The 26,945-nt window shown below is 58.9% G+C and carries 19 protein-coding genes; 4 read left to right on the top strand and 15 right to left on the bottom strand.

What is annotated here, in order from left to right; genetic code table 11:
- The first annotated feature begins 1,041 nt into the window (after window positions 1-1,041).
- Window positions 1,042-5,460: a hypothetical protein gene (locus HZB60_03560; GenBank protein ID MBI5058846.1), complete on the top strand. Its 4,419-nt coding sequence runs from the start codon at window positions 1,042-1,044 to the stop codon at window positions 5,458-5,460.
- A 116-nt stretch (window positions 5,461-5,576) separates the two neighbouring features.
- Here the strand turns inward: HZB60_03560 and HZB60_03555 are convergent, their stop codons facing one another.
- From HZB60_03555 to HZB60_03495, 13 genes are all read right to left on the bottom strand, one after another.
- On the bottom strand, window positions 5,577-6,446 hold the full coding sequence (locus HZB60_03555) for a class I SAM-dependent methyltransferase (GenBank protein MBI5058845.1): 870 nt from the start codon (window positions 6,444-6,446) through the stop codon (window positions 5,577-5,579).
- Window positions 6,443-7,588, bottom strand: a complete 1,146-nt coding sequence (locus HZB60_03550) for a glycosyltransferase (protein MBI5058844.1) — start codon at window positions 7,586-7,588, stop codon at window positions 6,443-6,445. The genes HZB60_03555 and HZB60_03550 overlap by 4 nt, the downstream gene beginning before the upstream one ends.
- Before the next feature lie 43 nt (window positions 7,589-7,631).
- Window positions 7,632-7,913 (bottom strand): hypothetical protein, encoded by a 282-nt coding sequence (locus tag HZB60_03545; GenBank protein MBI5058843.1) that lies wholly within the window; start codon window positions 7,911-7,913, stop codon window positions 7,632-7,634.
- Window positions 7,910-8,974, bottom strand: a complete 1,065-nt coding sequence (locus HZB60_03540; protein ID MBI5058842.1) for a hypothetical protein — start codon at window positions 8,972-8,974, stop codon at window positions 7,910-7,912. Before HZB60_03540 ends, HZB60_03545 begins: the two co-directional genes overlap by 4 nt.
- A 96-nt stretch (window positions 8,975-9,070) precedes the next feature.
- Entirely contained in the window at window positions 9,071-9,790 is a 720-nt protein-coding gene (locus tag HZB60_03535; protein ID MBI5058841.1) for a hypothetical protein, read from the bottom strand.
- 64 nt (window positions 9,791-9,854) lie between these two features.
- Window positions 9,855-12,035 carry a T9SS type A sorting domain-containing protein gene (locus HZB60_03530; GenBank protein ID MBI5058840.1) on the bottom strand — a complete coding sequence of 727 codons (2,181 nt, stop codon included), beginning with the start codon at window positions 12,033-12,035 and terminating at the stop codon, window positions 9,855-9,857.
- Window positions 12,036-12,081: 46 nt separating this feature from the next.
- Window positions 12,082-13,053: an electron transfer flavoprotein subunit alpha/FixB family protein gene (locus HZB60_03525; GenBank protein ID MBI5058839.1), complete on the bottom strand. Its 972-nt coding sequence runs from the start codon at window positions 13,051-13,053 to the stop codon at window positions 12,082-12,084.
- A 32-nt stretch (window positions 13,054-13,085) separates the two neighbouring features.
- Window positions 13,086-15,407 (bottom strand): serine/threonine-protein phosphatase, encoded by a 2,322-nt coding sequence (locus HZB60_03520; GenBank protein MBI5058838.1) that lies wholly within the window; start codon window positions 15,405-15,407, stop codon window positions 13,086-13,088.
- Window positions 15,408-15,455: 48 nt separating this feature from the next.
- Window positions 15,456-15,671 (bottom strand): hypothetical protein, encoded by a 216-nt coding sequence (locus tag HZB60_03515; protein ID MBI5058837.1) that lies wholly within the window; start codon window positions 15,669-15,671, stop codon window positions 15,456-15,458.
- A 75-nt stretch (window positions 15,672-15,746) separates the two neighbouring features.
- Entirely contained in the window at window positions 15,747-16,502 is a 756-nt protein-coding gene (locus tag HZB60_03510) for an electron transfer flavoprotein subunit beta/FixA family protein (protein MBI5058836.1), read from the bottom strand.
- A gap of 731 nt (window positions 16,503-17,233) precedes the next feature.
- The gene (locus tag HZB60_03505; GenBank protein ID MBI5058835.1) at window positions 17,234-19,219 is read right to left on the bottom strand and encodes a T9SS type A sorting domain-containing protein; all 1,986 of its coding nucleotides are present in this window, start codon (window positions 19,217-19,219) and stop codon (window positions 17,234-17,236) included.
- Window positions 19,220-19,677: 458 nt separating this feature from the next.
- On the bottom strand, window positions 19,678-21,327 hold the full coding sequence (locus HZB60_03500; protein MBI5058834.1) for a CPBP family intramembrane metalloprotease: 1,650 nt from the start codon (window positions 21,325-21,327) through the stop codon (window positions 19,678-19,680).
- Between the two features lie 15 nt (window positions 21,328-21,342).
- The gene (locus HZB60_03495; GenBank protein ID MBI5058833.1) at window positions 21,343-21,963 is read right to left on the bottom strand and encodes a threonylcarbamoyl-AMP synthase; all 621 of its coding nucleotides are present in this window, start codon (window positions 21,961-21,963) and stop codon (window positions 21,343-21,345) included.
- 359 nt (window positions 21,964-22,322) lie between these two features.
- Between HZB60_03495 and HZB60_03490 the strand changes: the two genes are divergently transcribed.
- Window positions 22,323-24,284: a cation:proton antiporter gene (locus HZB60_03490; protein MBI5058832.1), complete on the top strand. Its 1,962-nt coding sequence runs from the start codon at window positions 22,323-22,325 to the stop codon at window positions 24,282-24,284.
- A gap of 333 nt (window positions 24,285-24,617) precedes the next feature.
- Here the strand turns inward: HZB60_03490 and HZB60_03485 are convergent, their stop codons facing one another.
- Together HZB60_03485 and HZB60_03480 are read right to left on the bottom strand one after the other, a co-directional pair.
- Window positions 24,618-25,253, bottom strand: coding sequence for a YceI family protein (locus HZB60_03485; GenBank protein MBI5058831.1), 636 nt, complete (start codon window positions 25,251-25,253; stop codon window positions 24,618-24,620).
- 146 nt (window positions 25,254-25,399) lie between these two features.
- Window positions 25,400-25,672, bottom strand: a complete 273-nt coding sequence (locus HZB60_03480) for an HU family DNA-binding protein (GenBank protein ID MBI5058830.1) — start codon at window positions 25,670-25,672, stop codon at window positions 25,400-25,402.
- Between the two features lie 246 nt (window positions 25,673-25,918).
- Between HZB60_03480 and HZB60_03475 the strand changes: the two genes are divergently transcribed.
- Together HZB60_03475 and HZB60_03470 are read left to right on the top strand one after the other, a co-directional pair.
- The gene (locus HZB60_03475; protein MBI5058829.1) at window positions 25,919-26,371 is read left to right on the top strand and encodes an OsmC family protein; all 453 of its coding nucleotides are present in this window, start codon (window positions 25,919-25,921) and stop codon (window positions 26,369-26,371) included.
- 86 nt (window positions 26,372-26,457) lie between these two features.
- Window positions 26,458-26,907: a zinc ribbon domain-containing protein gene (locus HZB60_03470; protein ID MBI5058828.1), complete on the top strand. Its 450-nt coding sequence runs from the start codon at window positions 26,458-26,460 to the stop codon at window positions 26,905-26,907.
- Window positions 26,908-26,945: the final 38 nt, after the last annotated feature.

Raw genomic sequence — 26,945 nt, 5'->3', positions numbered from 1 at the left:
TCACAACTGATTCCGACTGCTTTCACAACCATGCCAGGCAGGGCCCGGAGTGCAACCAGATTCGCACCCTCCCCCGGGCCGCGCCTCCGTAATCGCCACGATTGCACGAGATTATTTCTCTTCGCAATACATGCGCCGCCTTCCTGCACAATCCACGCGCCAAAGCTGAATATGCCCGCGATCCTCAAGATAGTGAAATATTTCACAAAAGCAAAGGCTCTTTGCCGCCGGCGCCAATGGCCACCGCGCGCTTCCTCAAAGATTTTCAGGATATTAAAATCAGAGTCGTTCGCTCCAGAATTGCGACCACGAGGCAATGCCGCTCGAGTGAAGCAAGACACTTGCGTTGCATTCAGGACCTCGAGGCCACTAGACAAAACGCGTGCCGCTTGCCGACTCCGGACCGTTGCGCCGCGACACTATCAGCGTGGCTCGCCGCGTCGCTTTTCCGCCCGATGGCTCCGGCGGACCATTGTACCTCTTGCAGAGAGAGCGAGAATAACACTCGATTGCGCGCCAAAATGTGCAATGGCAGATGTTAGCACACGAGAACCGCAGGCGCACGTCGGGAACTATTCATCGACACCGTTTGACAAATCGGTTGGAAAGCATTAGATTATACATAATCTACACCCTTGCTGCCGAGGATTCGTCCTGGGCTGCGCCATTCGACGAGCGAATCCTCCGCTTATGCGGTATCAGGGTCCGCTCGTTTCTGTTAACGCGCTATCCGGTTGATCTGAACGCGGAAACGGCGCGGCCTAGGACTGACACCCTCACGGAGATACGGCACCTCCGCTGCCATTGAAACATGACCCGGTGACGAGACGACTATACCTCTGTTCCATTGACCAGTTGGCCAGCCGCGCACATGTCCAACGCGACGGTTTTGTCACCTTGTCTATGAACAAACGGCATGGTCATCGCTGTTGGCGCCGGTTCGGCCGATTTCGCACGGACCCGGTAACATGCGGGTACATCACTCAATTCTCTTCTTGGAACTGATCGTATCGTCTCTGCTACCCAAATACGAGGTGGACCTTGAAAAACGTTATGGCGAGGTGTCTTTACACCATCATCGTGCTGGCGATCTGCGCGGGCAGGTCCGACGCCGCCGTAATCCACTGGACGAATCCGAGCGGCGGACTGTGGAGTGAGCCCGCGAATTGGGATCTGGATGCTCCGACACTTAACGACACCGCCGTCATCGACTTGGACGGCACGTATGTCATCACCATGGCCGACAGCGTTGTAGAAGTGGGGCAGCTCGTCCTCGGCGGAGCCACCGGCACACATTCTCTCGAAGTCCGCGCCGCTTCACTCACGTTCGGCGTAGCCGATCCCTCGATTCAGGTGAATTCGTCCGGTGTGTTGGGTATCTTCGGTGACTTCGAGCCGGAGTCCGGCAGCAACTGGATATCGCTTGACGCCGGTGCCGCCTTTCGCATCGTAAATAACGGGCACACCACTCTTGAATGCAGATCCGTTTACCTGAACGCCGGAGACACACTCTATAATGAGGCAACCGGAATCATGGACCTGGTCGCTGGAACCACTATCTGGGCACCGCTTGTCATCTGGAACGAGGGCCAGGCCAATGTGCTGCCGTTGTCCTCGTACGAAGCCTTTTCGATGGAAGGCATGCTCTTGAATTCCGGATCAGGGGACTTCCACGTTTACGAAGATTTCTCAGTGTTCAATATTGAAAATAACGGCACGATGGTGCTCGATAGCATGTCGAGATTGACTCTCGCGCGCAACGGCCCAATGGAGCAGCCCGGATTCATGGTCAACTTTGGCACATTGCAGTTGCTCGGGGGCACAATGATATTCGGAGAAGACGAAACTGAACCGGCGAGTCTTGCTAACATGGGCTTAATCGAGGTCTCCGCCGACAGTGTCGGCGATCGGAATTTCGTTGAGTTCGGGCTGTTGCTGGAAACCGGCGATTCCAGAAACGACGCGCATCTTCAGATCCTCAGTGGGAACGCCTGGGTCATGGACGGTCTGGTGGTATCCGGAGATGCGTTCGCCGAGGATTCCCTGTATGTCGCCGCCGGTTGCACTTTGATTGTAACGAGTTCCATTTTCGCAGCGGACGCCATCGTGACCGGATCGGGCACCATACAGTTCGACGCGGGTTATCATGAAGCCGGAGGAACGTGGCGCTTCACCGGCGGGATCTACGTCTCCTCCATCTATGGTCTCAGCCCTTCCCAGGTTGAGTTTGATGGCCAGTTCGCCGGACCAAATCCCGGCCTGAGATCGCTGCGATTGAACGCGAGCAGCCCTGAGCTGTCCATCTTCAATTGCATCGGCGACACGATTCCTACCGATACGCTCGATCAAGCCGGTGGCACGCTGACCGGACCCGTGCGGTTGCGAGAATATTGCGAGTGGACCGAGGGGACGTTTGGGACCGGCCAAGCCGAGGCCGTCACGATTCCTGCCGGTGTCACCTTGTTCGTTGCTACCAACGGCGGGAAGACCCTCGCGGGTGTGGACCTGCACATTGAAGGCGCCGCAATCATGCAGGACTCCGGAGTTGTCACCTTGCAGGACTCGGCAACCGTGCTGGTCGCCGCGGGTGGCACGCTTGATGTGGGACCGGCGTTCGCCATGCAGGGCGTGGGCACGCTCTACAACAGCGGGATGACTGCGTTCGATCCGCAGGGCGACACGATCGCGATCGACGTTCAGCTGATCAACTCCACTGCCGGACGGACACCGGGAACGATTGATGTCCTCTCGCGGGCGGTAAGCCTCGGCGGCGCGTGTCGCAACGAAGAATACCTGAATATCCTCGGCTCGGGAGACCTCATCATCGCGGGAACTCTCGAAAACGCCGGCGGAATCGTCTCCGTCCACAGCGGAGGCGTTCTCAATATCGCAGGAGCCTTCATTAACAACGGCGGATTTCTTGACCTCCAAGCGGGTTCATCGATCACCGGCGATGGGTCGATCTCAAATGACGGGAGCATCAATCGTAACGGCTCGACATTCGATGACGTGACAAACGTCATCATCCACCCGGCGCTAAACAACCTTGCCGCCGGCGGACTGATCGAGGTCTTCGCCGACACGCTCACGCTGGCCGGCATCGTCCACAACTATGGCCAGATCACGATCCACACCGGTACGGTGCTCCGTGTGACCGGGATACTGTACAATCATCTCACCGGAGTAATCTCTGGTGGCGGCGTTCTCGATGTGAGCGCCGCTATTAATTTTCAGAATGAAGGTACGATCAACCCCGGGACCTCGCCCGGCACATTGAGTATCGTCGGGGACTACGCTGGGTACGGCGGGCGAATTCACATCGAATTCGCCGGACCCGCAATCGAACAATGCGATATGCTCAGCGTCAATGGCTTCGCCAGGTTTTACCAGAGCATTCTGGATCTCGAATGCCTGGGCGGCTACATTCCCGCCATGACCGATACGATTCACTTCCTGAGTTTCGACTCCAGCGACGGACAGTTCCGCGAAGTCAACGGCACGGCGCTCCCGAATGGCCGGTTTCTCGAGATTGCCTTCGGTCCAAATGGGATTATGCAGTACGTATGCGACGGCGACGCTGAAATCGAACTCTCCGAAGACTCTATCGACTACGAGCTCAGTGGCACGGGAAATGATTCCACCGGCCTCCTGATCCGCAATGACGGCCATTGTCCACTGGAATGGTCCGCTGCTTTCGTTCAGCTGACTCCGCCCAGCCCGCCGGCTCCACCCTGGTTTGCAATCGCTGAGGGCGGCACCGGACATTTGATCCGTGGCTGCCAGAAGGCGATGCTGGCCGGCTTCAACGGAGCAGGCCTCGTGCCCGGTGACTATCACGGCCAACTGGTCTTCAATAGCAATGATCCCGAAACACCGGTCAAGGTCGTGCCGGTCACGCTCAACGTGCCGCTGCATGTTGAAGAGTATGATATTCGTGGCGGCAACTGGGATTTCATCAATCTCGACGCTGCTCTTGAGTTTCTCTGGTCCGTATCCGAGGTGACGTCGCCGATTGTGTTCAACCTGTACCCGGGAACGTACCCGGGATACTACGGAATGACCATCCCCTTGTCCTGGATTTCCGGGATGTCCGACCAGAATACCGTTACCTTCCGCGCGGCGGCTGAACGACCGACCATTTGGACGTGGTACGATGCGCTCTCGTTCGAAAACGCGCGCCACTATGTCTTTGACGGCATCAACATCGTGATCGAGGCCCCGTGCAACGGGACCTATGGCGTACAGCTCATCAGCGACGCCGACAGCAATGTGTTCCGCAACTCGTCCATCTATCGGCAACTGCTGACACCGGGATCGAGCGGCATCTTCATGGACCAGGGCTGCGACGCCAATCTCATTGAAAATGTGAAAGTCTCCGGCTTCACTGCCGGAATGCAGCTCGGCGGAATCAGTGTGGCGTCCTCATTCAATGAAGTGCGCGACTGCTCGGTGTCGGTGTGCGACTACGGTATGATTCTCACCCGCCAGAACAGTCGTATCCACCAAAATGACATTCAGCCGGGATATCCCGGATCCAATACGGTCGCGGTCGGTTTCGCACTGTCATTCCAATACGCGGGGGACACCGCGGAAGTGTACGCCAATCGTATTCACGGATTCCAGGGGATGGCGGGCGCCCGTGGATTCAACGGGAGTCAGCCGGTCTGGGGCCTGTTCAAGATCTACAATAACTTCATCTACGACTGGAGCACGGGAGCAGGAAACACACGAGGAATCTTTCTCAACAGCGGAGCGCGCTTTGAGGTGACTTACAACAGCATCCGGATGAACAGCGTGCCGGGAGGATCCATTGCCGGAGTGCTGCTAACTACAACGACCTCAAACTGGCTCACCCTCACGAACAACATCATCCAAGTCGAGGCAAATGACTCCCTGTGCTACGGGATTTCACAGCGCGAAGGCACCACACTCAACAGCGATCACAACTGCATCACCGGCAGCGGTTCCAATTACAGGACCGGACGCTACGGAGATGTACTGTGCGCTTCGCTCGCGGATTGGACAGCTGTAACCGGACTCGATCTCAATTCGGTCAGTGGCGATCCCGGCTTCTACAGCGATACCAATCTGCACATCGATCCCTTCTATTCGCTCGTAGATTCCGCCGGCATCGCCGTCGCAGGAATCACAACAGACATCGAAGGCGACCCGCGCGGCGATCCGCCTTGCATCGGCGCCGACGAATATGTTCCCATCGAGGACCGCGTTGACGATCTGGTCATTCAGCGAATACCCGCGAGTGATGATCTCCTGCTCAATTGGGGCGCCGTGCCCAACGCGCTGAGCTACCGGATTTTTCGGAGCGTTGCCGGTGCCGCAGACCCGGTTCCCAGTGTGTTGATCGGAACGACTTCCCTTACTCACTACCAACTCGATGACGTCGTTTCGTCCGGACCAGCGCTGCTGACGTACCACGTCCGGGCATCGGCGGCCCCGTAGCAGCTGCCGAGCGGATGGTGGTCAAATTGCTCACAACAGAAGAAGCCCTGCCAGTTGCCACTGCAGGGCTTCATTGTAGATCGGCAGGCAGCCCGGCTGGACTCAGCCGGACAGAATCATGGCTTGCGGGCCACCATTAGCCAGCCGCCGCCACGCTGATTGTCAGACATCACGTCGAGCCACATGCATAGCGCCGCCAGTGGATAGAGCGCGATCATCCACGGGATGACCACGATCGCGAGTAGCTTGGTTGTGGTCAATAAGCGCATCGGGATCCGCTGCAAGATGTACCACGCAACTTTACCCCACAGCGGCCCGTACGTGCGCTTCATCTGCTCGACCTTGAATCCCGCGCCCGTGATCTTGTCGACAAACTCTTGCCTGGTGTAACCCTCGCGCACGTGCTCGCCGATCACGGACTTGATCTCGCCCGCGACCGGCTCCGCATCTTCGCTGGCGGACGGAGTCGCCACGATCAACACTCCGCCGGGCCGCAAGGACGCATACAAGTTACGATACACCGCGAGATCATCCTCGATGTGTTCCATCACATCGACCGACAACGCCAGATCAAACGCCAGCTCCCGGCGAAATGTTGTCAGATCCCCCAGCTCAAACTTCATGCGATCGGCCAGCTGCATCCCCCGCGCGAAACGGTTGCAGTCGTCAATCTGCTCCTGCTTCACATCGACCGCATGGACAATTGCCCGCGGAAAGTAACGGGCCAGCAAATAGGAGTACTGCCCGAATCCCGACCCCGCATCGAAGATGTCTGTCACTCGCCAACGGTCGTAACCCCCCTGCTTCAGCGGAGGGGCAGGGGCGGCAGCTCGCGCCAGCCGCTTCAGCACCGCCCGCACATGCCACTGCCGCAAGAAAAGCATCCCCAGGGCCGTGTAAAACAGCCTTCGCAGTAGCGTATGGTGGGCCACCGCTGTGCCGATCTTTGCCTTCAGCGGATCATAATCTATTGCCACACCGCTCACACCGATTCCTTTACGATTCGTTCAATCGTCTCGACCATCCCGTCCCAACTCAAACGGTGCGCCTCGCGCCGGACATTTTCTATGAATGCGGCGCGTCCGCCCGCTGCGTAGAATTTGCTTACCGCCTCCGCCAGCGAAACCGGATCCTCCGGTGGCACGACAAATCCCGCGACTCCGTCCTGCACGACCTCGCCCAACCCCCCGACATCCGTCGTGATCACCGGCGTATCCAGTGCAAAGGCCACCGGAATAATTCCGGATTGCGTCGCGCTGCGGTAGGGCAGTACCACACAATCCGCCGCCGCAAACCACACTCCGACTTCGTCGCCGCCGACGAACGTGTCCTTGATGAATACCGCCTCCCGCACACCCAGCTCATCGATCAATTTGTCGTAACCGGCGCGATCCTGATAGAATTCACCGACGATCGCCAGCCTGACTCCCGGCTGCCGTCGGCGGATCTCCGGCAGTGCGCGTAACAGAATATCCAGCCCTTTGTACTCCCGCACGAAGCCAAAAAAGAGCAGCAGCTTTTCCGTGTCAATTCCCAGCTGCCGCCGCGCGTCAGCAACCGTCCCCTCGAACTTCGCATAACAATCGTAGATCGGATGCGGTGAGTAGTAGATGCGTTCGGCGGCCACGGCGGGAAACTGCGCGTGCAACTCGCGCTCCTCAGCCCGCGAGAGCGCCAGGAAATGTGTCGCCGATCCCAGCGCCAGTCGCGATAACTGCAAATCGCCGATCCGCCGCTCGTGCGGAATCACGTTGTGCAAGAGATAGCAGACGCTCGTGCGGTACTTCTCCCCGAGCAGTTTCGCCACCGCCCAATAGCCCACTCCGAAAAACGGCATCCACCACGCAAACAGGATCAGATCGGGATTCGCGCGCTTGATCGACGTCGCCGTCGCGAACCAGCTCAGCGGATTCCACAACGTAAACACCCGCGCCGAGTCCAGTTTCAACGCCTGCGCCGAGTCATCGAACTGCGTCTTGCCGGGGAACAGAAAGCCGGGAAACTGCTTTCTGAAATTGACGAGCGTAACGGTATGCCCCGCGCGCCTGAGCGACGTCGCCAGCACGCCGGAAAACTGCGCGATCCCCCCGCGAAACGGATAAGCCGGACCGAAAATGACGATGTTCAAAGGGAATAACCTCGGACGATGCCTGCAACCGAAGCGCGCCTAGCTACCGAATATGCCCTTCTGCGATCAACTTCTTTGTGTAGTCTTCGCGACTAAGTGGGCACTCAATGAACGCGACCAAGTCAGTCTTGCTCAATTTCAACTGCTTGGCAACCTGTCCTAACAGATATTGGTCGTAGTCTCCGCTCGAATGGCTGACGCGCGTACGAATCGATGTCTTCTTACCGGAGTTGTAGAACCAATACATATGATGGTGGGTGCTGGATTCCTCGAATCCTTTCAACTCGAGCACCGACTGTAACTTGTGTGAGGGAATCGTCTTCATGCAACACCGTCGGCGTTTTCAATTACCTCCTGCGCCAGCCGCTTCAAGGCAATCGCGTCTTCACTTAGCATGTCATCCCGTTCGCAGATGATGTCATCCCAGATTGCGAATAGCTCCTCTCTGAAATTCGAAAGCGCTTCAGAACGCGTTCGGGAATATGCAAGCACTCCAAGTGGAACGTATTCATACGTCCAGACACCTGCTTGATAGTCGAGTGCTACAGATATTGTGTTCCGGAGCTTCATCGTTCTCTCTCTGGCTCGGATTCGCCGCATGGAAACGGGGAGTAGGTCAATCTCCTCAACATCAAATACTTCAGAGACTTCCGAGATGTTGCCATTAGAGTCAAGCAGAACTCTCCCTGTTAGCTCAACAAGTGATCCCGCGACGAGTTGAGAAACCGTTTGCTCCAATGCGTCGGGGTATCTGCAGTTTATCAAGCGCCCTTGAACATCAACACCAACATGCTGCCGGGACGTGTCAATCTCGATGCGAAACAACTTGCCAATTATTGTCCGCACGGACTCTTCCTCAAACTCCTCTTGAGGTTCGATGGACAGCGAATGCACGAACTCGCGGTCGATCGGTCTTAAAACCCACGGTACGGTTCGATCCCCAATAATTGCCTCAATCTCGTAGTCGTCATCCGGTCCTGGGAGCACCTTCGCGAGCGATTTCATAGCCCGTGCACGAGATGGGTAGTCAGGAAGGCTGTCAGATACCGTGGCGCTGTCTCTCGACGCAATCGAGCCAAGTACCGTCGCAAGCAAGGCGATACTGTCGCGTCCGAGCTCAACTCCTTTGACGTCGAACATCTCAGGCGCCGGAAGACTCGCTTCGATCTCCAAGCTCCCAAATCGGGCATCTACGAGTCTTAGCTCGCAAGATGCTCTGACGAGCCGGCTCCACTTGCCTCGAGTTCCACCACGTCGCTTACTTGCGCCAAGCGAATACAGGGTATTCTGTAGGGCGCTGAGCTTGTCAGCAAGTACGAGGAGTGGCACATGGCCGTCCTCGACTGCGGGGCCCGTGATCTTCAGGCTAATTGATCGGTCGTTCATTCATGCTCCTGCAGATTGACTCGCAAACCTCAGACGTCTTGCACCAAATGCGCGGACCGCAGTTCTTCATCAATCCTCGTGGCGTCGCTGGCGCACTCATTTCTTCCCGACCGGTACATACAGCGCATCGAGATAACTCGCGAAATAGATGCCGAGCGTGATGTAGCCGACCACGTTGCGCGTCTGATAGGAGCGACGATACTCCTGATAGCGGTCCTCGACGTTCGGATCTCCGTACTGCTTCAGTGCGAGATAGTCGTCGTGCCGCCGGTTGACTTCCGTCTGCATGTAAACCAGCGCCGCCAGCGACAGCACTTGCGCCGCGATCACGACGGCCCCCTTGACCCGCTGATCCTTGTACATCTGACCCCAGCCCGGCGCGACCAACGAGCGCCACGACGCCGCAAGTCTTACGTCCGCCTGCGGCATCCGATAGACGGCCGGCTCCGATGCCACACGCAGCATATAGTCCGCCTTCGCCTGCCGGAACGCTTCCAGAATCTTCGGCGAAGTCGTAACCGGGTCCGGCTCGTAGCGCGGATTCACCGACAGCACGGACACGAATTCCTGAATCGCCGCGTCGTGCTGATCCTTCGCCACATAGACGAAACCAAGCAACGCGTGAAACTTGAGCTGCTCAAAATCATCGAGTCCGGTCGTGGTCCGCAATCCCCGCAACGCCGTCAACTCGGCGAGATCAAAGTCGCCGTTGTCGTAGTGCCGCTGTGCAACCGTGAACAGGCTGTCGGTAGCCGACGGCCCCTGCGCCAACGCGCACGCAGCGAACAGCATCAGGATAAGCAGTGATCTAATCATTCAACATTCTTGTAGGGGAGGGTCCGCGACCCTCCCGGAAAACGATCCGCGACCCTCCCGTATTTCACCGCAACAGCACCAATTTCGAGGTGACCGCCTGCGTCGGCGTCACCAGCCGCGCGAAGTAGATGCCGCTGGTGAATTTGTCGGCGCTCCAGGTAAACGAATGCGGACCGGGCTGCATAACTTCGTCGGCCAGCGTTTCGACCAGCCGGCCGGTCAGGTCGTAGATTGCGACGGTCACCCGTTCCGCAACCGCCAACTCAAGCCGTAACTGCGTCGCGGGATTAAATGGATTGGGGAAGCACAGAAGCGAGATCGACTGTGGCAGCGGCGCGCCCCCGGCGTGGACTTCCGACGTTCCCTCGCCGAATCGCACACTGAACAGCGAGCCGTATGCGCTCCCGACAAGTACGAGTCCCGACTCCGTCATCTTCACATAGGTCCGACCGCCAAAAATTCTGGCGTCGTAATGACTCCATGTCAATCCACCATTCGTCGTAACCATCACACCTCCGCCCGTCAGGCCAATCGCTCCCAATTCTGAGTCGTAGAAATCCACGTCGGTAACACTGCTGTACTGCGGCGCCGCGGACACCGAATCCCAATTTTGACCGCCGTCGTGAGAAACCCAAATGCCGCGCCCTGCACCAAGCCAAACCGTCGCGGAATCGATAGCATCAAAACTTCCCAACGAAGATGCCCCGGGGATTTCCTGCCACGTCCAATTCGCCCAACCGTCCACTGTTCGCATCAGACCGCCGGAACTCCGCCCCAGCAGCGCCCAGCCTGTGAGCTCGTTGATCATCTCCAACTTCGCACCGATCCCGCCGTTGGTGTTCCCCGAGAACTGTGTGTCCCACGTGCGTCCGTAGTCCGCGGTGGACTCAATCGCCAAGGCCAACGATGTGGAGTCCTGGAACTCGACAATTCGCCAGCCCTGACGGGCATTGATGAAACTGAGCTCTACATACGTACGGTCATCTGCGGAAAGCGTGTCCCACGAATCTCCGCCGTCCGCCGTGTGCAAGAATAGACCCTCACCGCACGCGTAAGCCACTTGGTCCATGAGCTGCACATCATACAGCGGATGGTCGCGCCCCAGTTCGAGATTGACGTGCCAAGTCTGCCCACCGTTGCGTGTGCGCAGCAGCTCACTGGTACTTGTGACCGCGAAGCCGCGGACACCATCGAATTCCACGGCCGTTATCTCCGCCCAAGTTGCGCTGGAACCCGCTTCACTCCACGTCTGCCCCGCGTCCTCCGAAATTAACCGGATTCCACCGTACCCGGTCGCAAACAGGCGGTAGCCGTCAACCTTCAGCACATCGAAAATCGCGGGATAGCGGTCCCGTCCGGAAAGCGCATTTCTCCACGTGAGTCCGCCGTCGCCCGTTCGTCGAATCTGGCCGGACAGAGGCCCGGAGTTGCCGGCGATCAAGCCAACCGCCGGATTCAAGAATAGCACGTCGTACGCCCAGTTGGACAGGTTCAGTTCGGCGCGGAGGGTCCAGTCCAAGCCGCCATTAGTCGAGCGCACGACCTCGCCGCGCGGCGGCTCGACGCCCCAGCCCAGCGAATCATCGACAAACGAAAAGCAATACACTCCGTCAGGATACACCACCTGCCACGTCGCGCCCCGATCGGTCGTGCGGTAGAGTGCAAAAAGATCGCTCAACCACCCGCAGCCGGAATCGTGCATCTCGAAATCGATGGAGTACGCGCCGTCGAAGCTTAGTTGTCTCCACCATGACTGTCCCCCGTCCGTCGTGTGTGCAAGCACGGCAGGAGTGGAATCGATCGAGTCGCTGCCGACCATCCACCCTTCAGTTTCGGACAAAAAGCTCAACTTGGTGACCCGCATGAACCCGGCATGATCGACCTCGGTCCACGCCTCGCCGTGGTTCGCCGTGCCCCAGACTTCGCAGCCCCACCCGTTGTCCTCTGACCAACTATTCCGCCCGCACCAGCCGTGCTCGCAATCGACAAAGCTCAACGTCGTGAAGTCGCCGTCGGTTTGCCAACGTGGCAACGGTCCAAGATCATCCCATGTACGGCCGTGATCGCTGGATCGTACTAATCGATCAATCGACATGGCAAAACCGCAATCCGGCACCGGGAACTGGGGCCGGAAAATCCGGTTGCCGCTCGGCAGCGGGTTCTGCCAGACGACTTCTTGTGCTAACGAATCATTAACGAACGAAACCAGACCGCCCAACAGGGCCGCGAACAGGTACGTCTTCATAAGCCGCCTCTGATAGGATTGGGTTACAAGTCCTATACCAAGGGTCTCAGTGTCCCACCACCTTCCTCAGCTCCTCCGTCAACTTCGGCACAATCTCAAACGCGTCGCCCACGATGCCGTAGGTCGCGACTTTGAAGATCGGCGCATCGGCATCCTTGTTGATCGCCACGATCACGCGGCTGGTGGTCATCCCCGCGAGATGCTGCACGGCGCCGGAAATCGCGATCGCTATGTAAAGCGTGGGCGACACGACTTTGCCCGTCTGTCCGACCTGCTCGTGATGCGATCGCCATCCCGCATCCACCACCGCGCGTGACGCGCCGACCGCACCGCCCAGCGTGTGCGCCAAATCCTCGATCAACTTGAAATGCTCGGCAGCCTTCAAGCCACGACCACCGGAAACCACGATGTCCGCTTCCGACACGTCGAGTTCGCCGCCGCTCGTCGCCTTTTCTTCAACCACCTGCGCGCGTACCTTGGCGGCATCAACATTGACCGCCCGCGACTCGACCGCCGCACTGCCGCCGACTTCAGCCGGTAGAAATGCCTTCGGCCTCAGCGTCAGCACACCGAAGCCCCCGTTGATCTTCGCCCACAGGATCACCTTCCCCGCATACATCGGCCGCTGTGCGTGAAGCTGCCCCCCTTCCACTTTCAGCTCCGTACAATCGGAAAACAGCGGGCGCCCCACCCGCGCGGCAACGCGCGGCGCGAGATCCTTCCCGCGTGCCGTGGCCGCAAAGAACACCGCCAGCGGTGATTCGCTCTGAATAAACTCACTCGCCGCCTGCGCATAACCCTCGGTAGAGTAGCTCCCCAGCGCGGGACTCGTGAGCTGCACCACCGTGCTCGCGCCGAACGCGCCCAGAGTCGCGGCATCGGAAACTTCTCCGAAGGTGACCGCGGTGACGCGCGCATTCAAATCGCCGGAAATTCGCTTCGCGGCCGATACAATCTCCTTGCAAACCGGACGGAGCAGGCCGTCCCGCGCCGGACAAAAAACCAGAATCGTGGACATCTCGTTACTCAGCTATTGGATTTCAGAATTAGTTACGGTTTCACCCGCACGAGTACAATCGCCATATCGTCTTCGATCTGCTGACCGCCGCGCGGCGTGACTTCATTCAGCAGCTCGCGCGCAATGTCGGCAATCGGCGCGGAGTGGTTGTCGATCAGGAACCGCTTCAAGCGGTCGTAGCCGAACATCTCATGGAGACTCGACAGCGTCGCCTCGGGAATCCCATCGGTGTAAAACGCGATCATGTCGCCCGCATACAGCGGATAATCGGCCTGCAGGAACGGATACGATTCGAGCACCCCCAGCATAATCCCACCGTCGCTCACCTCGCGCAACTGCCCGGTGGCGCGGATAATGTAAACCGGATTGTGGCCCGCGTTGACCATCGTAATCCGCGAACGATCCGCGGAAATCACGCCGATCGCCATCGTTACGAAATCCTCCGGCGACGTCCGCTTGTACATCTCAAGATTCAATGCCGATACGATTTCCGTCACCTGCCGCCCCGGCACCGCCAGCGCCCGCAGCGTCGCCTGCAAGTTCGACATGATCAGCGCCGCCTTGTAACCGTGCCCGGTCACGTCGGCCACACACAGCATCACGCGCCCGTCGTCAAGCGGAAAGAAATCATAGTAGTCGCCGCCCACCTGCTGCATGCTCTGATGAAAACCGAGCACCTCCAGCCCGGCCATCAAGAGCGGACCCTTGGGCAACAGCTGCAACTGCGCCGAACGCGCCTTCTCCAGATCGGCCGCCAACTCCTCCGACGCCTTCTGCCGCCGCTGCTCCACGCCCTTCGCGCGGAAATAGACAATCGAGCCCACCACGCCGGCGATCAGCGCGGCAAACAGCAACACCAGCGCCGTCAACCGCGCACCCTTGGGCCAGCGCGAGACCTGCTTGGCGATCGTCTGATCCACCGTGCGCGGTTGGGAATAGACCAGATATAGCGTGTCGCTGGTCGTATTCTCGAAGAACAGCCCGAGCACGCGCTGACTCGAATTCACATAGGGAATACCCTGCTTGTCGAACCGCGGTTTGCTGAACTTCGTCGGCGGAGTCAGCGTAATCGTCTCCGGATCGGCCGCGATCGCCGGAGCGTAGCTCTTCAGTTGCGGTTGCAGCGGATAAACCGTGCTGTCCCAGCAGACCTCGTTCGGCAACGCCGCCATCGCCACCCGCGCTTCATCATACCGCCATTCGTAAACCCGGCCGCTGACCTCCGGCCCCACCGGATTGTGCACGTAGTAGGAAAGCCGCGAAACCACGTCGCCGTGCACGCTGTCCTGCCGCCCCGCCAATGGCTCCGCCGTAATCACGTGCAGCTCCGGCGCCGAAAATGTGCACTTGCCCGTCAAAAACACGGAATCGTAGGCCATGCTCTGCATCAGCCGCTCCCGGCGAACCGTCGCAAAACTATCGCGCTCGGTATAGATCAAACTCATCATCGCCAAGGTCAGCGAATCCGCGCCGTTGATCCGCAAACTTTGCAGCGCGAACTTCGCCCGCGCAAAATCCGGCGCCGCGGCGCGCCGCGTTTGAACCACGCGACCGAACGGCGGCACCACCACCGCGCCCCACGGATCGTGCGTATGCACTACCGTGATGAGCGCGTCCTTGGGCAGCCACGCCGGCGCGGACGCTCCCGCCGCCAGCAGCACCGTCATATCACCGGCTTCGGGCGGAGCCAGCTCCAGCCGGAAGGCCAACCGTCCGCCTTTCGGACTCGCCCCGCCCAACAGCGAAATCTTGCTCGCGTCGCCGGTCCAACGGCGCACCGTGGAACTGGCGACAACCGAATCCCCCAGCGGCGTCGTTGTCCACATCCGAATCAGATCAGGCGGCAATTCGAGCTTGCGCAAGGTCTCAAACTTCAGCGTGTCCTTGAAGACGAACTCGTATTCGACCACAAACCGGTCGCCGTTCGCGAATTTCGTCGCCAGTCGCTGAACCGCGTTCGGCGGAAATGCCACCGGATCGGAAGGCCCCTGCTGAATCCAGTACGTAAAGTCAACGAGCCTGCCGCGCGCGCCGTCATCCTTGATCTGAAACCGGTACTTCCCGCCGCGCTGCGGCTTGAATTCCTCTTTGATCTCAATCGGTTCGCCGCTATACCGACGCTCGAACTGCTTGCCCTCCGCATCGCTCTCAAGCGCGATTCGCGTGCTCCCGGTTCCGCTGCCCATGTAAAGCGTCCACGTCAGCACGTCGCCCTTCTCGAGCGAAATCTCGGTCCACAACGAATCGCCCGGCTGTAAGAAGCTGTGCCGGGTGGGGGGACTGGGCGTCTGCGCGAACGTCAGCGCCGTCAGCAAGAGCGTCAGGCAAAAGCCGAATCGTTTGAATAGTAGCATGACCGGAATATCGGTTAAGTACTCGGGCGGCAGCGCCGAGCGGCAGCGTCAGCGATGTATCGAACTGTCGGGTGCGGGCGGCGGCGAAGCGGGCAACCGTCCCAGCGTAATCGCGCGGCCCAGCATCAGCCCGGCCGCCAGGGTCGCGAAAAAGAACGCCAGAATGTGCGCGATGGAAACCCCCGCGAAATAACGGATCTGCAGCGACGCCAGCATGAGCATCACCACACCAAGCACGATGAACTTGCGAGTAGGTCGATTCATGACGCACTCCTCATTTCTTCCTTCCCTCCGCTTCAGCGGCTGGGCCCGGTGGACTCGGCTGGATCGCCCTTTCGGTCAGATCACCTTCGCCTCTTCCTTGAGCTTCTTGATCAACAGCGGAATCGCATCGACGCCGTGGCCGATGATCTCTCCCGGCTGCCGCGGCGGGCGCGAGGTGACGGAGATCACTTCGATTTGCGGATCAATTGCGGCCGGCGTGACTTCGTCAATCGGTTTCTTCTTTGCCGCCATGATCCCCTTCAGCGACGCATAGCGCGGTTCGTTCAAACCCTTGTTCGCCGCGATCAGGCACGGCAGCGACGTCTCAACCACTTCAACCCCGCTTTCCACTTCCCGCTCGCAGCGAAATCCGCTCGCCGCCTTCTCAATCTTCACCACGACGGTTACGCTCGGAATATCCAGCAGCTCGGCGACCATGACGCCTACGCCGTGATGATCGTGATCGATGCCCTGCTTTCCACAGAGAATCAGATCGTACGCGAAGTTCATTCCCTTCACGGCGGCCGCCAGGACTTGCGCTGTCGCCAGCGGATCGAAACTGACGTCGCCTTTGACGTGCACACCGCGATCCACACCCATCGCCAATGCGGTGCGCAGTACCTTCGACACGTCGTCGCCCCCGACGCTGACGGCCACGACTTCGCCCGAACCGTCGGCATCGCGGAGTTTCAGCGCCTCCTCGACGGCATATTCGTCGTACGGATTGAGAATCCAGCTAATCCCGTCGAGGGCGACCGACTTCCCGTCGGCGGCGGGTTTGATATTGGCCTCAGAGTCGGCCACAGCTTTGAGCAACAAGAGGATGTTCACGAAAACTCCAGAAGATGCAATGAAAAAATTGAAAAGTAATCGATGATCGCCGCTCGGCCATCAGGCGTGGGCAAAGCGAGACGGGGCGAAGGGGTCAAAAGGGAAGCAGAAGCCGTTAAATCTACTCAATTTATCTCAAAGATTCAACGACATGCCCCTCCCTGAGCCGTCGGCATTTCGCCCAGCCGGAATCGGCGAGTCGGCCCTCCCCCCACATCCTGTGGGGGGCCGGGGGGGTGCGCGTCTTCGCGCATCGGGAACTTCTCGCCGGAATCGGCGAGTCGGCCTCCCCCCACATCCCGTGGGGGGCCGGGGGGGGGGCGCGTCTTCGCGCATCGGGATCTCCTCGCCGAGCAGGGAATGTGTCCCTGCCGGAATCCCGCTCCGGTCGTCAACCGGACCAGATTCCGCCACACGGCAGGTGCGTCAATTCCTGCACATCACGGGCGGTATCTCCCGTAGGGGCGGGTCCACGACCCGACCTCTACGCAACCGTAGCGCCGCACGGGCTTGTTGCCGAAATGATTTTGCCGAGGCCCCCGTGCCCGGGTGCCCGGAATCTGAGAAGAAACTTGTGAATTCGATGAAGATCGGGGTGTGGTTCACCCCGATTCCGGCGGGGTGAGGGCACCCCGCTCGGCGGATTCCGATTTCGGCAACAAGCCCGCACAGCCGTAAGCCACTCCTTCTGACCAATAGGGTTGCGAAGAATCGCTTGTTCGTTGACTCTGCTATCTTAACAGGACTGATTTCACCGTTACCACTTCGGTCCCGAGTTCCAACTCGATGTAGTACACTCCTGAGGGCCAGCCAATCGCGTGCAATTCAACTGAGTGGGGTCCAGCCGATAGAAAACCGAGATCTTGATGTTCCACCATGCGCCCGAGCAGATTGAACGCGCGAACCGTTGCCGGAGCGGGCAGAGTCAGATCGAACCTCATGTTAACGCCCGCATTTGTCGGATTTGGATATGTCGTGATCACATTGTGGCGATCCGGGCCGTAACGATCCCGATTGACCGAGGTGCCTTGAATCGTGATTCCGGTGACGAAATTCGATAACCAGCCTTGCGAAGTTCTCTGATATGCATTGTCTGTTAATGGAAGTTCGCCCGAATCGCCGACCACTCCGGAAAGCCACAGTGTATTAGGATCTGGATTCACCATCGCTTGCACTCCAACACCTGCTGATGCCCCAAATCGAGTTGAATATATTGGAGAAGTAAGATCAAAGGACAGCCGGGCAATCACAGCATTGCCACTTCCAAGCGCCGGATCTGTTGTGTCCGCCGATAAAGGAAAATCCGGACTACCGGTGCTTCCGACAACGAGAATTCCGCTCGCGTCACCCGCACTGATAAAATCAACATAGTCATGGTACATTCCGCCTAATAAACTTGAGGCAATGAGACCCGAGGAGGGTTCAATTCGCGAGATAAACCATTCCCAAAAACCAGCTGGCCCCCCTACAGTGTCTATCACTCCTTGTGTAGTAGGAAAATTCAACGACAAAGTGCTACCGCCAACAAAGACACCAGAGTCGCTAACCGTGACAGTCGAAGCAAAGTCCCAATCCATTCCGCCTAGAAAAGAGCTGTAGCCAATTATTCCGTCCGACAAATTCAAATGAGATACGTAAGCATCGGAGTGACCTCCAAAATTCGGTTGGAAAGCACTCTCAGTAACGATTAATCCACTGTCACATTCTCCGGCTACCCAAAGTTGACGATACCCAGTAAGATACCCGGAACGAATATTGACTCTGGTATTTTCAACCCGAGTTGGAAACAACGTCGAGTACGTAACTTGCTGGTCACGTGTATCGTAAATCGTAACAAAACCGGGGCTACCGGGTGACGAACGAGCCATCGCATCCGGGGTCGTCGGAAATAGATTTCCAGTGTTTGCATAGCCCATTACATACATTTCATCATTAACGGAGTCATACCTCATGCATTCAACGAACTCGCTAATCGGGCCGCCAATGTACGTAGAGTAAAGGAGGTTTGCTCCATCCATTGAAATATGGGATAATGCTACTTCGTAGTCACCGCCAAATATTGAATCAAACGCGCCCGATGTACGCGGCCAATCATGGCTTTCGGTATTTGCTGCGATTACAATATTTCCTTGATTGTCGGCCACCAGTTCGGTTTCCCAGTCCTCATCACTGCCGCCGATATAGGTTGAGAATAAGAGAAAGTCCCCATTTGCCGAAAACATGCTGATGAAGCAGTCGTGCATCCAAATCGGCGTGTCGCGATACGAACCGGGAGTAATCGGGAAATTATCATCAAGTGTTGACCCCGAAATCACTATATGACCTTCGAGGTCGAGACATAGACCAGTCGCTCCTGTACCCGATCCAAAGTAAGTACTGTAAAGTAGTGGATCAATCGTGAACTTCTTGTCAGGGTTATACGCACCCAATACTAAAGAGTAAGTTTCGTTCGATATAGACCGAAAGCACACCTGTACATCGGTTTGAACCGAATTGTCCTTTTGCCATCCCAACGGCTTCTGCTCTATCAGTTCACCCAACGAAGTCGCCAGCACGAGATTCCCGGAGCCGTCAACCAGCAGCGGTGCGTCAAGTCCTTCATACTCAATCAGAATCTGCGACGGATCGGCGAAAGGCTGAACGTGATAGTTGGTCTTGATGCCCTGCGGATCGGCCACGAACTCCACATCGATCCCATTCCAAACATTCTTCGCCATCACCCGCTGATAGTGCCCGACCCGGCTCCGCCACTTGCACGAGTCGCGGCCCAAGAAGTAGTTCGAGTAGCTGGGCAACTTGTCAACCCCCCTTAGTCCCCCCACAGAGGGGGGGGAGAGCCGATTGACGAAGTTCATCTTCAGGACGTGACCACGAACCGATGCTGGCTGGGGCTCCTCCTCCCCCCTTAATCCCCCCATAGGATATGGGGGGAGACCCGACGCGGCGTTGGCCGTTCGGTCATACTGCCGGATGTCGATAGTCAGGCCCTGATTCGTAATATAGTAGGTCGTGCCTCCCGCGCTCAGCTTGAAGGCAAACGGCTCGTCCCACTGCCCCTCGTTGGCCACGAAGAAGATCGACGGCGGAAGCGCCGGCCCCGCCCACGCCACGCTCGCCAACATCAAGATGAAAGTGTATCTGCACATGTTCGATCGAACTTTCGATCACTCACGCTTCACGTTTCAAGTTTCACGTTTTCGGAATCGTCTCCGCCCAGCCCCGGCACCGTCAGGATCGCAATGATCACCAGCCCCATCACCCCGAACATCGTGAAACCGATTACCTCAGCGAATCCGGTCCACACCATCGCCAACGCGGAGTGTCCGCCAAGCACGAACAGGTGAAACAGCAGCGCGGCGATAATCCCGCCCCGGACCGCCAGCACTCCCGCCACAATTCCCCATGCCAGATAGGACAGCGCGGCCAACTGGGTGAACTGCGCCACATCGTAGCCGCTGAAAAACACCGCCACCAGCGCGCTCAAGACGATCGCCAGCGGCGCGCGCACAAGCTGCATGCAGACCGGAATCAACCACAACCGATACAGCAGCTCGTCCCACAGAATGTCAGAACAAATCAGCGTCGGCAATCCCAGTGACGGGACCGGAGAAGCGAGTGCTCCGGAAACCACCATCGGCAGCTTGCTCATCTGTCCCAGCGCACCGAAGTGCGGCATCATCCATGACTCGACGGCGATCACTATCGCCGCCGCCCAGAGTGCGAAGCGCGCCGCGCGGTGCACCATCGCACTGAACGGCAGTCCGTAGGTCTTGGTCCCGCGCCCCACCGAACTCAGCGACGGCACCCGCGGCAACATGTCGCGCCAGAGCGCCTCACCCGTGGCCACGATCAACCCGATCAAGATCGCGCTCTGCAGCGCCTCCACGATTGCGCTCAAAGCCACCCGCGCGACGAATCCGGCATACGGACTGTCCGCCGGCATCAGCAGCATCGCCTGCGGAAACGTCAGCGCGCGCACCGCGATCACCAGCACGAACACTGCCCCCCCCCACGCCGCCGCCGTGGATAACGCGAGTTTCGTGCGATGCCGCTGCACCGCCACGAACACGCCCAGCACAATCAGTGTGAAACCAAGTACGCGGTGATCGCTCGGCCGACGCGCCGGCGGCGGTATCGTCGAGCTGACGTCCGGCTCGACCGCGTAGCCGGTCAGCGCATCGCCGCTCAGAATCAGCGAGAGCTTCCCGCCCCGCCCAAAGGTATCCGGCCAGGCAAACGTAAACGCCCAATCCGTGCGCTGCGGCCGCATCACCAGCGTATCACCCACAATCTCCAGACCCGCCGTCGGTACGGCCAACTCCGTACTCAACTTCGTCAGCGCCAGATCCAGTGCATCGTTTTGATCTAGCCGCGCCCCCGGCTCGTCATCGAGAATCTGTCGGTCAACCTTATAGATGTTGCCCGCCGGCGAGACCCCCACCGTCCAGCCGTCGATCTGCCCTTCCCGAAAATAGCGAACCAAATAGCCGACCGCGGGATTGACCGCAAAGCGCCATTCGTCGCCTTCCACCGTGCCCCACTCGCCCCCGCCGCGCCGATCCGTCGCGCGAATCATCGTGTAGTTGGCCAAGTCGGCCCCCTGCGCCAGCAGAAAGTCCTCCGCGATTCCGGCCGCCTCGTCCATCCGCACCCACCCGAGCGGCCAGGGATTGCCCCGCGTTCCGACGAACCACAGCACCGTCGCCAGCAGTACGATCGGTGGTATCAAACTGGTCAGATACCACGAACCAATCCGGCGCGGCCATTCGCGCCGCGCCGGGTCAGTGTGCATGCTCATCAACTTCGTCAGGGCTTCGAACTTCAAGCGCTTGCTCCCGAATTAGACAAGGCCGCCGATCAGACTCACGTCGCCCTTGCCCACGCGAACAATGACCGGATCTTCCGAATCTGTCAAGTCCACGACGGTCGAGACCTCTGCCGGCAACACCCCGGAATCGAGCACGAGCGCAATCTCGTGTCCCCAGACCTCTTCAATCCGCTCCGGATCGCCGATCACATCGCCGTCCCGATCCGTCACGCTGGTCGACAAAATCGGCCGTCCGAACTCCTTCAGAAGCGAGTGACACACCGGGTGAGCGGGCACGCGGATGCCCACGGTCTTCTGCTTCGTCAACAGCAGCCGCGGCACCTCCCGCGTCGCCGGCAGCACGAACGTGAATGGACCGGGCAGGCATCGCTTCATGATCTTGTAGGCCGGGGTGTCCACATTCGCATAGGTGGCGATGTCCGAGAGATCGGCGCACAGAAACGATAGCGCGTGATATTTGGAATACCCCTTCAGCGTCAGCGCCCGCGCCATCGCCTGCTTGCTGTGAATATCACACCCCAGTCCGTACGTCGTATCGGTCGCGTACGCGATCAACTGCCCCTCCTCAAGCGCCTTGATCGCCTGCCGAATGAAGCGAATATTGGGATTGTCCGGATGCGTTTCGAGAATCATGGTAGCCCCTCACCCCTGGCCGTGCCGACCGGGTACCGTCAACTGTGAATCATGCGCCCGTGCGAAGCACGGTCCTGACAACAAAATACATCAACTTATGAGCAATCGCAAGCCATTTGGTGCGCCGCTCACTTGACTTCGGCGTCCAGATGCCCTATACTAAGCAGTGGTCCCGCAGCGAGTCGTACCCTGACTCTGGTTCGGCTCGGCGGCGAAGCCAATCGTGATCGGGCTGGTCGGCGGACGGAACCGATCTTCGCCCGCCGTCCGATCCGTTCCCTTACCGCGCCCGTACGCACCCTCAATCCTCCTGTTAATTAATCCTTTATAGCCTCGTTCGCATGTCATCCGGCTTGCCCATGTTCACCGACCTGATGTTGATCATCGGGTCCTCTCTGCCGGTCCTGTTCGTGTTCCGGCGGCTCGGTCTGCCCTCGATCGCGGGCTTCGTCCTGACCGGAATCCTCATCGGTCCCTCCGGGCTGGGTCTCATCGATGCCGCCGAAAATATCGAGACGGCCGCCGAAATCGGCGTCGTGCTGCTGCTGTTTTCGGTCGGCCTCGAATTCTCGCTCTCCGAACTGCTGCGGACTCCCGCCAAGCTCTACCTGATCGGCGCGCTCCAGGTGATCGTCACCGTCGCGGCCGGAGCTCTCGCGGCGAGTTTGCTCGGCTTCTCTACGCCCACGTCGCTGACCATCGGCTTCGTCCTCGCGGTTTCGTCGTCGGCCATTGTGCTCAAGGGCCTCTCGGACTTCGGCGAAGTCGAAACGCCGCTGGGGCGCATGGTCGTGGCCATCGCCGTTATTCAGGACGTCGCCGTCGTGCCCATGCTGATGGCCATGAACATCATGACCGATGCACGCGCCGACTGGCAGTCCATCGGACGTCAGGCCCTGATGGCCGTCGCGCTGGTCGGCTCGCTCTACCTGATCGCGCGCTACCTGCTGCCTCGATGCTTCGCCCGCCTGATGACTATTCGTACGTCCGAGGTCGTATTGCTGGCCACGATCCTAGTACTCCTGGGAACGGCCTGGCTAACCTCGCTGGCCGGTTTGTCGCTGGCCATCGGCGCCTTCGCCGCCGGGCTGATGCTGGCAGAGACTCCTTACTATCCGCAAATCCTCGCCGAAGTCGCGCCCTTCCGCACGCTCTTTTCCAGCCTCTTCTTCGTCTCGGTGGGACTACTTTTCGATGTCGGACTTGTGCGCGACCATCCCATCGGAGTGCTGCTGATGGTGGCCGGAGTCATCGTCGTCAAGCCACTGATCGTGGTCCTGGCGGCGGCGCCGTTCAGACTGTCATCGCGCGTCAGCCTGCAAGGCGGATTGTATCTCGCCCAAATCGGCGAATTCGCCTTCCTGATTCTCACCACCGCCGCCGCGTTGAATCTACTGGCGGACCGCGAGTTCCAATACCTGCTCACCACCGCTGCCTTGACGCTGGCGATTACCCCGATCGTCATGCAGTGGGCGCCGCGCTTCAGTTGGCGCGCGCAAGAACGCCTGCGCTTCCTGCGCGGCGTGGACTCCGATCAAGAACGGACAACGCGTGACCCGCGCCCGCAACCCGCGATTCTGATTGTCGGCTTCGGACTCAATGGACACAATGTGGCCCGCGCGCTGCACGAGACCGGCCTGTACTATGAGATTCTCGAATCAAATCCCGAAATCTGCCGCCGCGCCCGCACGGACGGCGAAATTATCCACTACGGAGATGTCGCCAGCCCCGAAGTCCTGCAAGCCATCGGCATCCGGGATTTCGACCTCGTCGTCTTAGCCATTTCCGACCCCGCGGCCACGCGGCGCGCCGTCGCCATTCTGCGGACACAATCCGCGTCCATTCACATCATTGTCCGCACACGCCATGTCGCCGAGGTCGAGGAGCTGCAACGGCTGGGCGCCAGCGTGGTCGTCCCGGAAGAGTTCGAAACCTCGCTGCGCATCTTCTCCACGGTGCTCGCGCATTACCGCATCCCCGCGCACATCATCGCCGCCCAGATTGATCTGGTCCGCGGACAGAGCTACCGTCTGTTACGCACCGGATCCACCCCCAGCGGCCTCGAAAACCTGCAGGCGATTCTGATGCAGCGGTTGGTCGAGGCCATCTATGTGTCGCTGGATAATCCACACGTCGGGCGCACGCCCGACGACATCGGGCTGATGCAAAACGAGAATCTGATTCTGCTATCGATTCTTCGCGATGGCAAACCTCTGCCCCAGCCGATCGGGCAGGCTGTGCTCCGAGCCGGCGACCTGGTCGTCCTATACGGCTCCCACGAGGCCCTGAATCGCGCCGTCCAAGGCATCGTCCGAGCGTAACCCCCGCCGAGCCGTGCGTCCCCGCCGAGCGGGGTGCCCTCACCCCGCCGGATTCGGAGAGTCGCACCTCGCGGGCGGCCTGCGGCGGCACGTCTCTTGAGACTTGACGTGCCCCGCTCTTCTTCGCCGAGCTCCACCGCCGAGGCATGTGTCTCCACATGCCCGGAATCTTCCCTGCGGCGGTACGTCTCTTGAGACCGGACGTGCCCCGCTCTTCCCCCCCCGAGCCGTGCGTCCTCGCGCGGCCGGAATCTTGCCCCGCGCGCAGAACGAAGAAAGGAGCCTCACGGCCCCTTCCACGATTGCATCCCCTCGCGCTCGCAGCTCAATCCATCACTGATCCGTTAACGCCACGCTGATCTCGATCTTCTGCTCCGGCGAAAGTCGCAGGAACAGAAACTCCGGCCGTTTGATCTGGTGATCCTCAAGCTTGACCGTCCAGTTTGCCGTCACGTAGAGCAGATTCCCTTGGCCGCCGGACAGCCGCTTCTCCGCTTCGCCACCAGCCGCCAGATAACGCAACGTCACCGGAATCATGTACTCCTTCGTGATCCCATGCAACGCGAAATCACCAACCGCCGTCACCGTCACTTCACCCCCGAATCCCAGTGTCGCCGCGGACGGACTTTCCAGCCGCTTTAGCGTGAACGTCGCCTGGGGATACAACTTGGTTTCGAGGTGATTCTCCCGCATGTGCTGATTGCGCAACGACAGCCCGGTATCGAGTGTGTTCAGATCGACGGTGAAACTTCCGCCGCTCGTCGCCGTAAGTTCGGCCAGATTCAGATTCACGCTCCCGGTCACCGACGACGTCCGCCCGACAATCTTCTCCATCGTCGCTTCCGAGGTGAACTCGACAACGTTCTTCTGGTCCTGATCCAGCGTATGAAACTCCCCGGCCTGCGCGACGAACGGGCCTCGCAGCGCCAACGTAAACGCGATGAACATCAAAGCGGCAACCCTAATCATAATCCCTCCAGGTTGGTGGTTGCGCAACAGCGTAACGCAACGGCGGCGACATCGCCTGCTCCTTCTACCAAAAAGCCCGATAGCCGGTTCCTCGGTCGGATCCGGCTGCCAGGCCTTTCCAGCGCGAAATGTCGGACGTGAAGTCGTTACTTGGCCAGCTCGATGAACTTCTTGCTGGGCACGAAGCGCGGCAACTTCCGCTGCGGCACCTCCACGACTTCCCCAGTCTTCGGGTTACGCGCCTTGCGCGGAGCCCGATCGACCAGCAGGAAGTTCCCGAATCCTGATAGCGTCACCTTATCCCCGTCCCGCACCGCATCAGAAATGGTTTCCAGCGCGGCCTCCAGTGCGTCCTCCGACGAGCGTCGGTTCAGGCCCGTTCTCGCCGATATCGCCGCGACCAACTCCTCCTTCGTCATACTGCCCATCTCCTCTGAATACGGCTTAACCTCGTGAAACATAGCGTTTCACAATCGCCATGATAGTAGATTATTACCAAAGAGTCAAGTTTTCACCACATAATTTGAAAACTATTCTTTGTTGACCGGATTAGTCCAGTTTACACTTCAGTCAACCCGGCCGGATTTGAGATTCGCCCGCAAATTCTGTATATTGGACCTCGTAGGCTATTTCTACTATCCACAAGAATTTGCGAGGTAGATTTCATGGAAGAACCAGAACTTTTCAGAGTCCGCTCGGTGTGGTCTGGCGATGTCGAGGACTATGACACCTTCTCCCGCGAACTAAGGTCGTCCCTTCCGGGCGGGCAAGGAATGCGCACATCGTCGTTCAAAGAAGGTCGCGTAACCGGCGCAACGAATCCCGAGGAGCTTTTTCTGGCATCGCAGAGCGCATGCCTCATGCTGACCTACCTCGCCGTCTGCTCCAAATCGCGGGTGCCAATTGTCGGCTATGAGGACGAGGCCGAGGCCTTATTGGAATTCGTCGATCGTCGCTATCGCGTGACCAAGATGGTCCTGCGACCAACCGTAAAGATCAAGGGACCCATCGACAAATCAAAGCTCGACACGCTGTTCGAGAAGGCCCACGGAAACTGTTACATCGCTCTGTCCGTAAAATCCGAAGTGGTCGTTGAACCAACTTACGTCTCCGTCTGAGTCCGGCCGCTGCACTGCTTTGCGTCAAGGCGTTCCGCAACGGCCAAGCCACTTCATCTCTGATTCATCGCTTTCCCGGAGTTTCCATGCCAATCTATGAGTATCGTTGCAATTCCTGCGGACGCGTCGCCGAGATCTTCGCCCGGAATGCAGGAGAGGATGTTCCCCCCGCGGTGTGCGCTTGCGGCAAACAAGCCGAATTCACCAAACTGCTCAGTGCTTTCGCGGTCGCGCAGGCCGAGTCCGGCCCCTGCGAGTCCGGCGCCTGTCAGAGCGAGCTGGGCGGAGGCGGTGGTTGCTGCGGAGGACATTGCAGCCATGGCGAATCATGGCTGCCGATTCTCGAAACCCCAGGGAGAATCGAATCCGCCAGTTATCCACCGGATGCCGCACTCTCCAATTTCGTGAGAAGTTTCACAAGACACCTCTCTTCACCGCCAGGATGGCCTGATCTTTGCCATTTTCTCTATGCTTTTTCCTTGACACGACGGCAATATTTGCTTAACTTAGCAGTGCGAACCCTATATCTTGTGTGATCCCGACCGTTATCCACAAACTGTTGTTGATAACTCCT

The sequence above is a fragment of the candidate division KSB1 bacterium genome (genome assembly GCA_016214895.1).
Taxonomy (GTDB): domain Bacteria; phylum Electryoneota; class RPQS01; order RPQS01; family RPQS01; genus JACRMR01.
This window is presented reverse-complemented; position numbering and strand designations above follow the sequence as displayed.

Bases quoted from the DNA above. Each gene is read 5' to 3' on its own strand.
- HZB60_03545 (MBI5058843.1), bottom strand. From the start codon at position 7,913: ATGAAGACGATTCCCTCACACAAGTTACAGTCGGTGCTCGAGTTGAAA.
- HZB60_03505 (MBI5058835.1), bottom strand. From the start codon at position 19,219: ATGGCGAAGAATGTTTGGAATGGGATCGATGTGGAGTTCGTGGCCGAT.
- HZB60_03490 (MBI5058832.1), top strand. From the start codon at position 22,323: ATGTTCACCGACCTGATGTTGATCATCGGGTCCTCTCTGCCGGTCCTG.
- HZB60_03475 (MBI5058829.1), top strand. From the start codon at position 25,919: ATGGAAGAACCAGAACTTTTCAGAGTCCGCTCGGTGTGGTCTGGCGAT.
- HZB60_03540 (MBI5058842.1), bottom strand. From the start codon at position 8,974: ATGAACGACCGATCAATTAGCCTGAAGATCACGGGCCCCGCAGTCGAG.
- HZB60_03470 (MBI5058828.1), top strand. From the start codon at position 26,458: ATGCCAATCTATGAGTATCGTTGCAATTCCTGCGGACGCGTCGCCGAG.
- HZB60_03485 (MBI5058831.1), bottom strand. From the start codon at position 25,253: ATGATTAGGGTTGCCGCTTTGATGTTCATCGCGTTTACGTTGGCGCTG.
- HZB60_03495 (MBI5058833.1), bottom strand. From the start codon at position 21,963: ATGATTCTCGAAACGCATCCGGACAATCCCAATATTCGCTTCATTCGG.
- HZB60_03515 (MBI5058837.1), bottom strand. From the start codon at position 15,671: ATGAATCGACCTACTCGCAAGTTCATCGTGCTTGGTGTGGTGATGCTC.
- HZB60_03480 (MBI5058830.1), bottom strand. From the start codon at position 25,672: ATGACGAAGGAGGAGTTGGTCGCGGCGATATCGGCGAGAACGGGCCTG.
- HZB60_03525 (MBI5058839.1), bottom strand. From the start codon at position 13,053: ATGTCCACGATTCTGGTTTTTTGTCCGGCGCGGGACGGCCTGCTCCGT.
- HZB60_03530 (MBI5058840.1), bottom strand. From the start codon at position 12,035: ATGAAGACGTACCTGTTCGCGGCCCTGTTGGGCGGTCTGGTTTCGTTC.
- HZB60_03520 (MBI5058838.1), bottom strand. From the start codon at position 15,407: ATGCTACTATTCAAACGATTCGGCTTTTGCCTGACGCTCTTGCTGACG.
- HZB60_03535 (MBI5058841.1), bottom strand. From the start codon at position 9,790: ATGATTAGATCACTGCTTATCCTGATGCTGTTCGCTGCGTGCGCGTTG.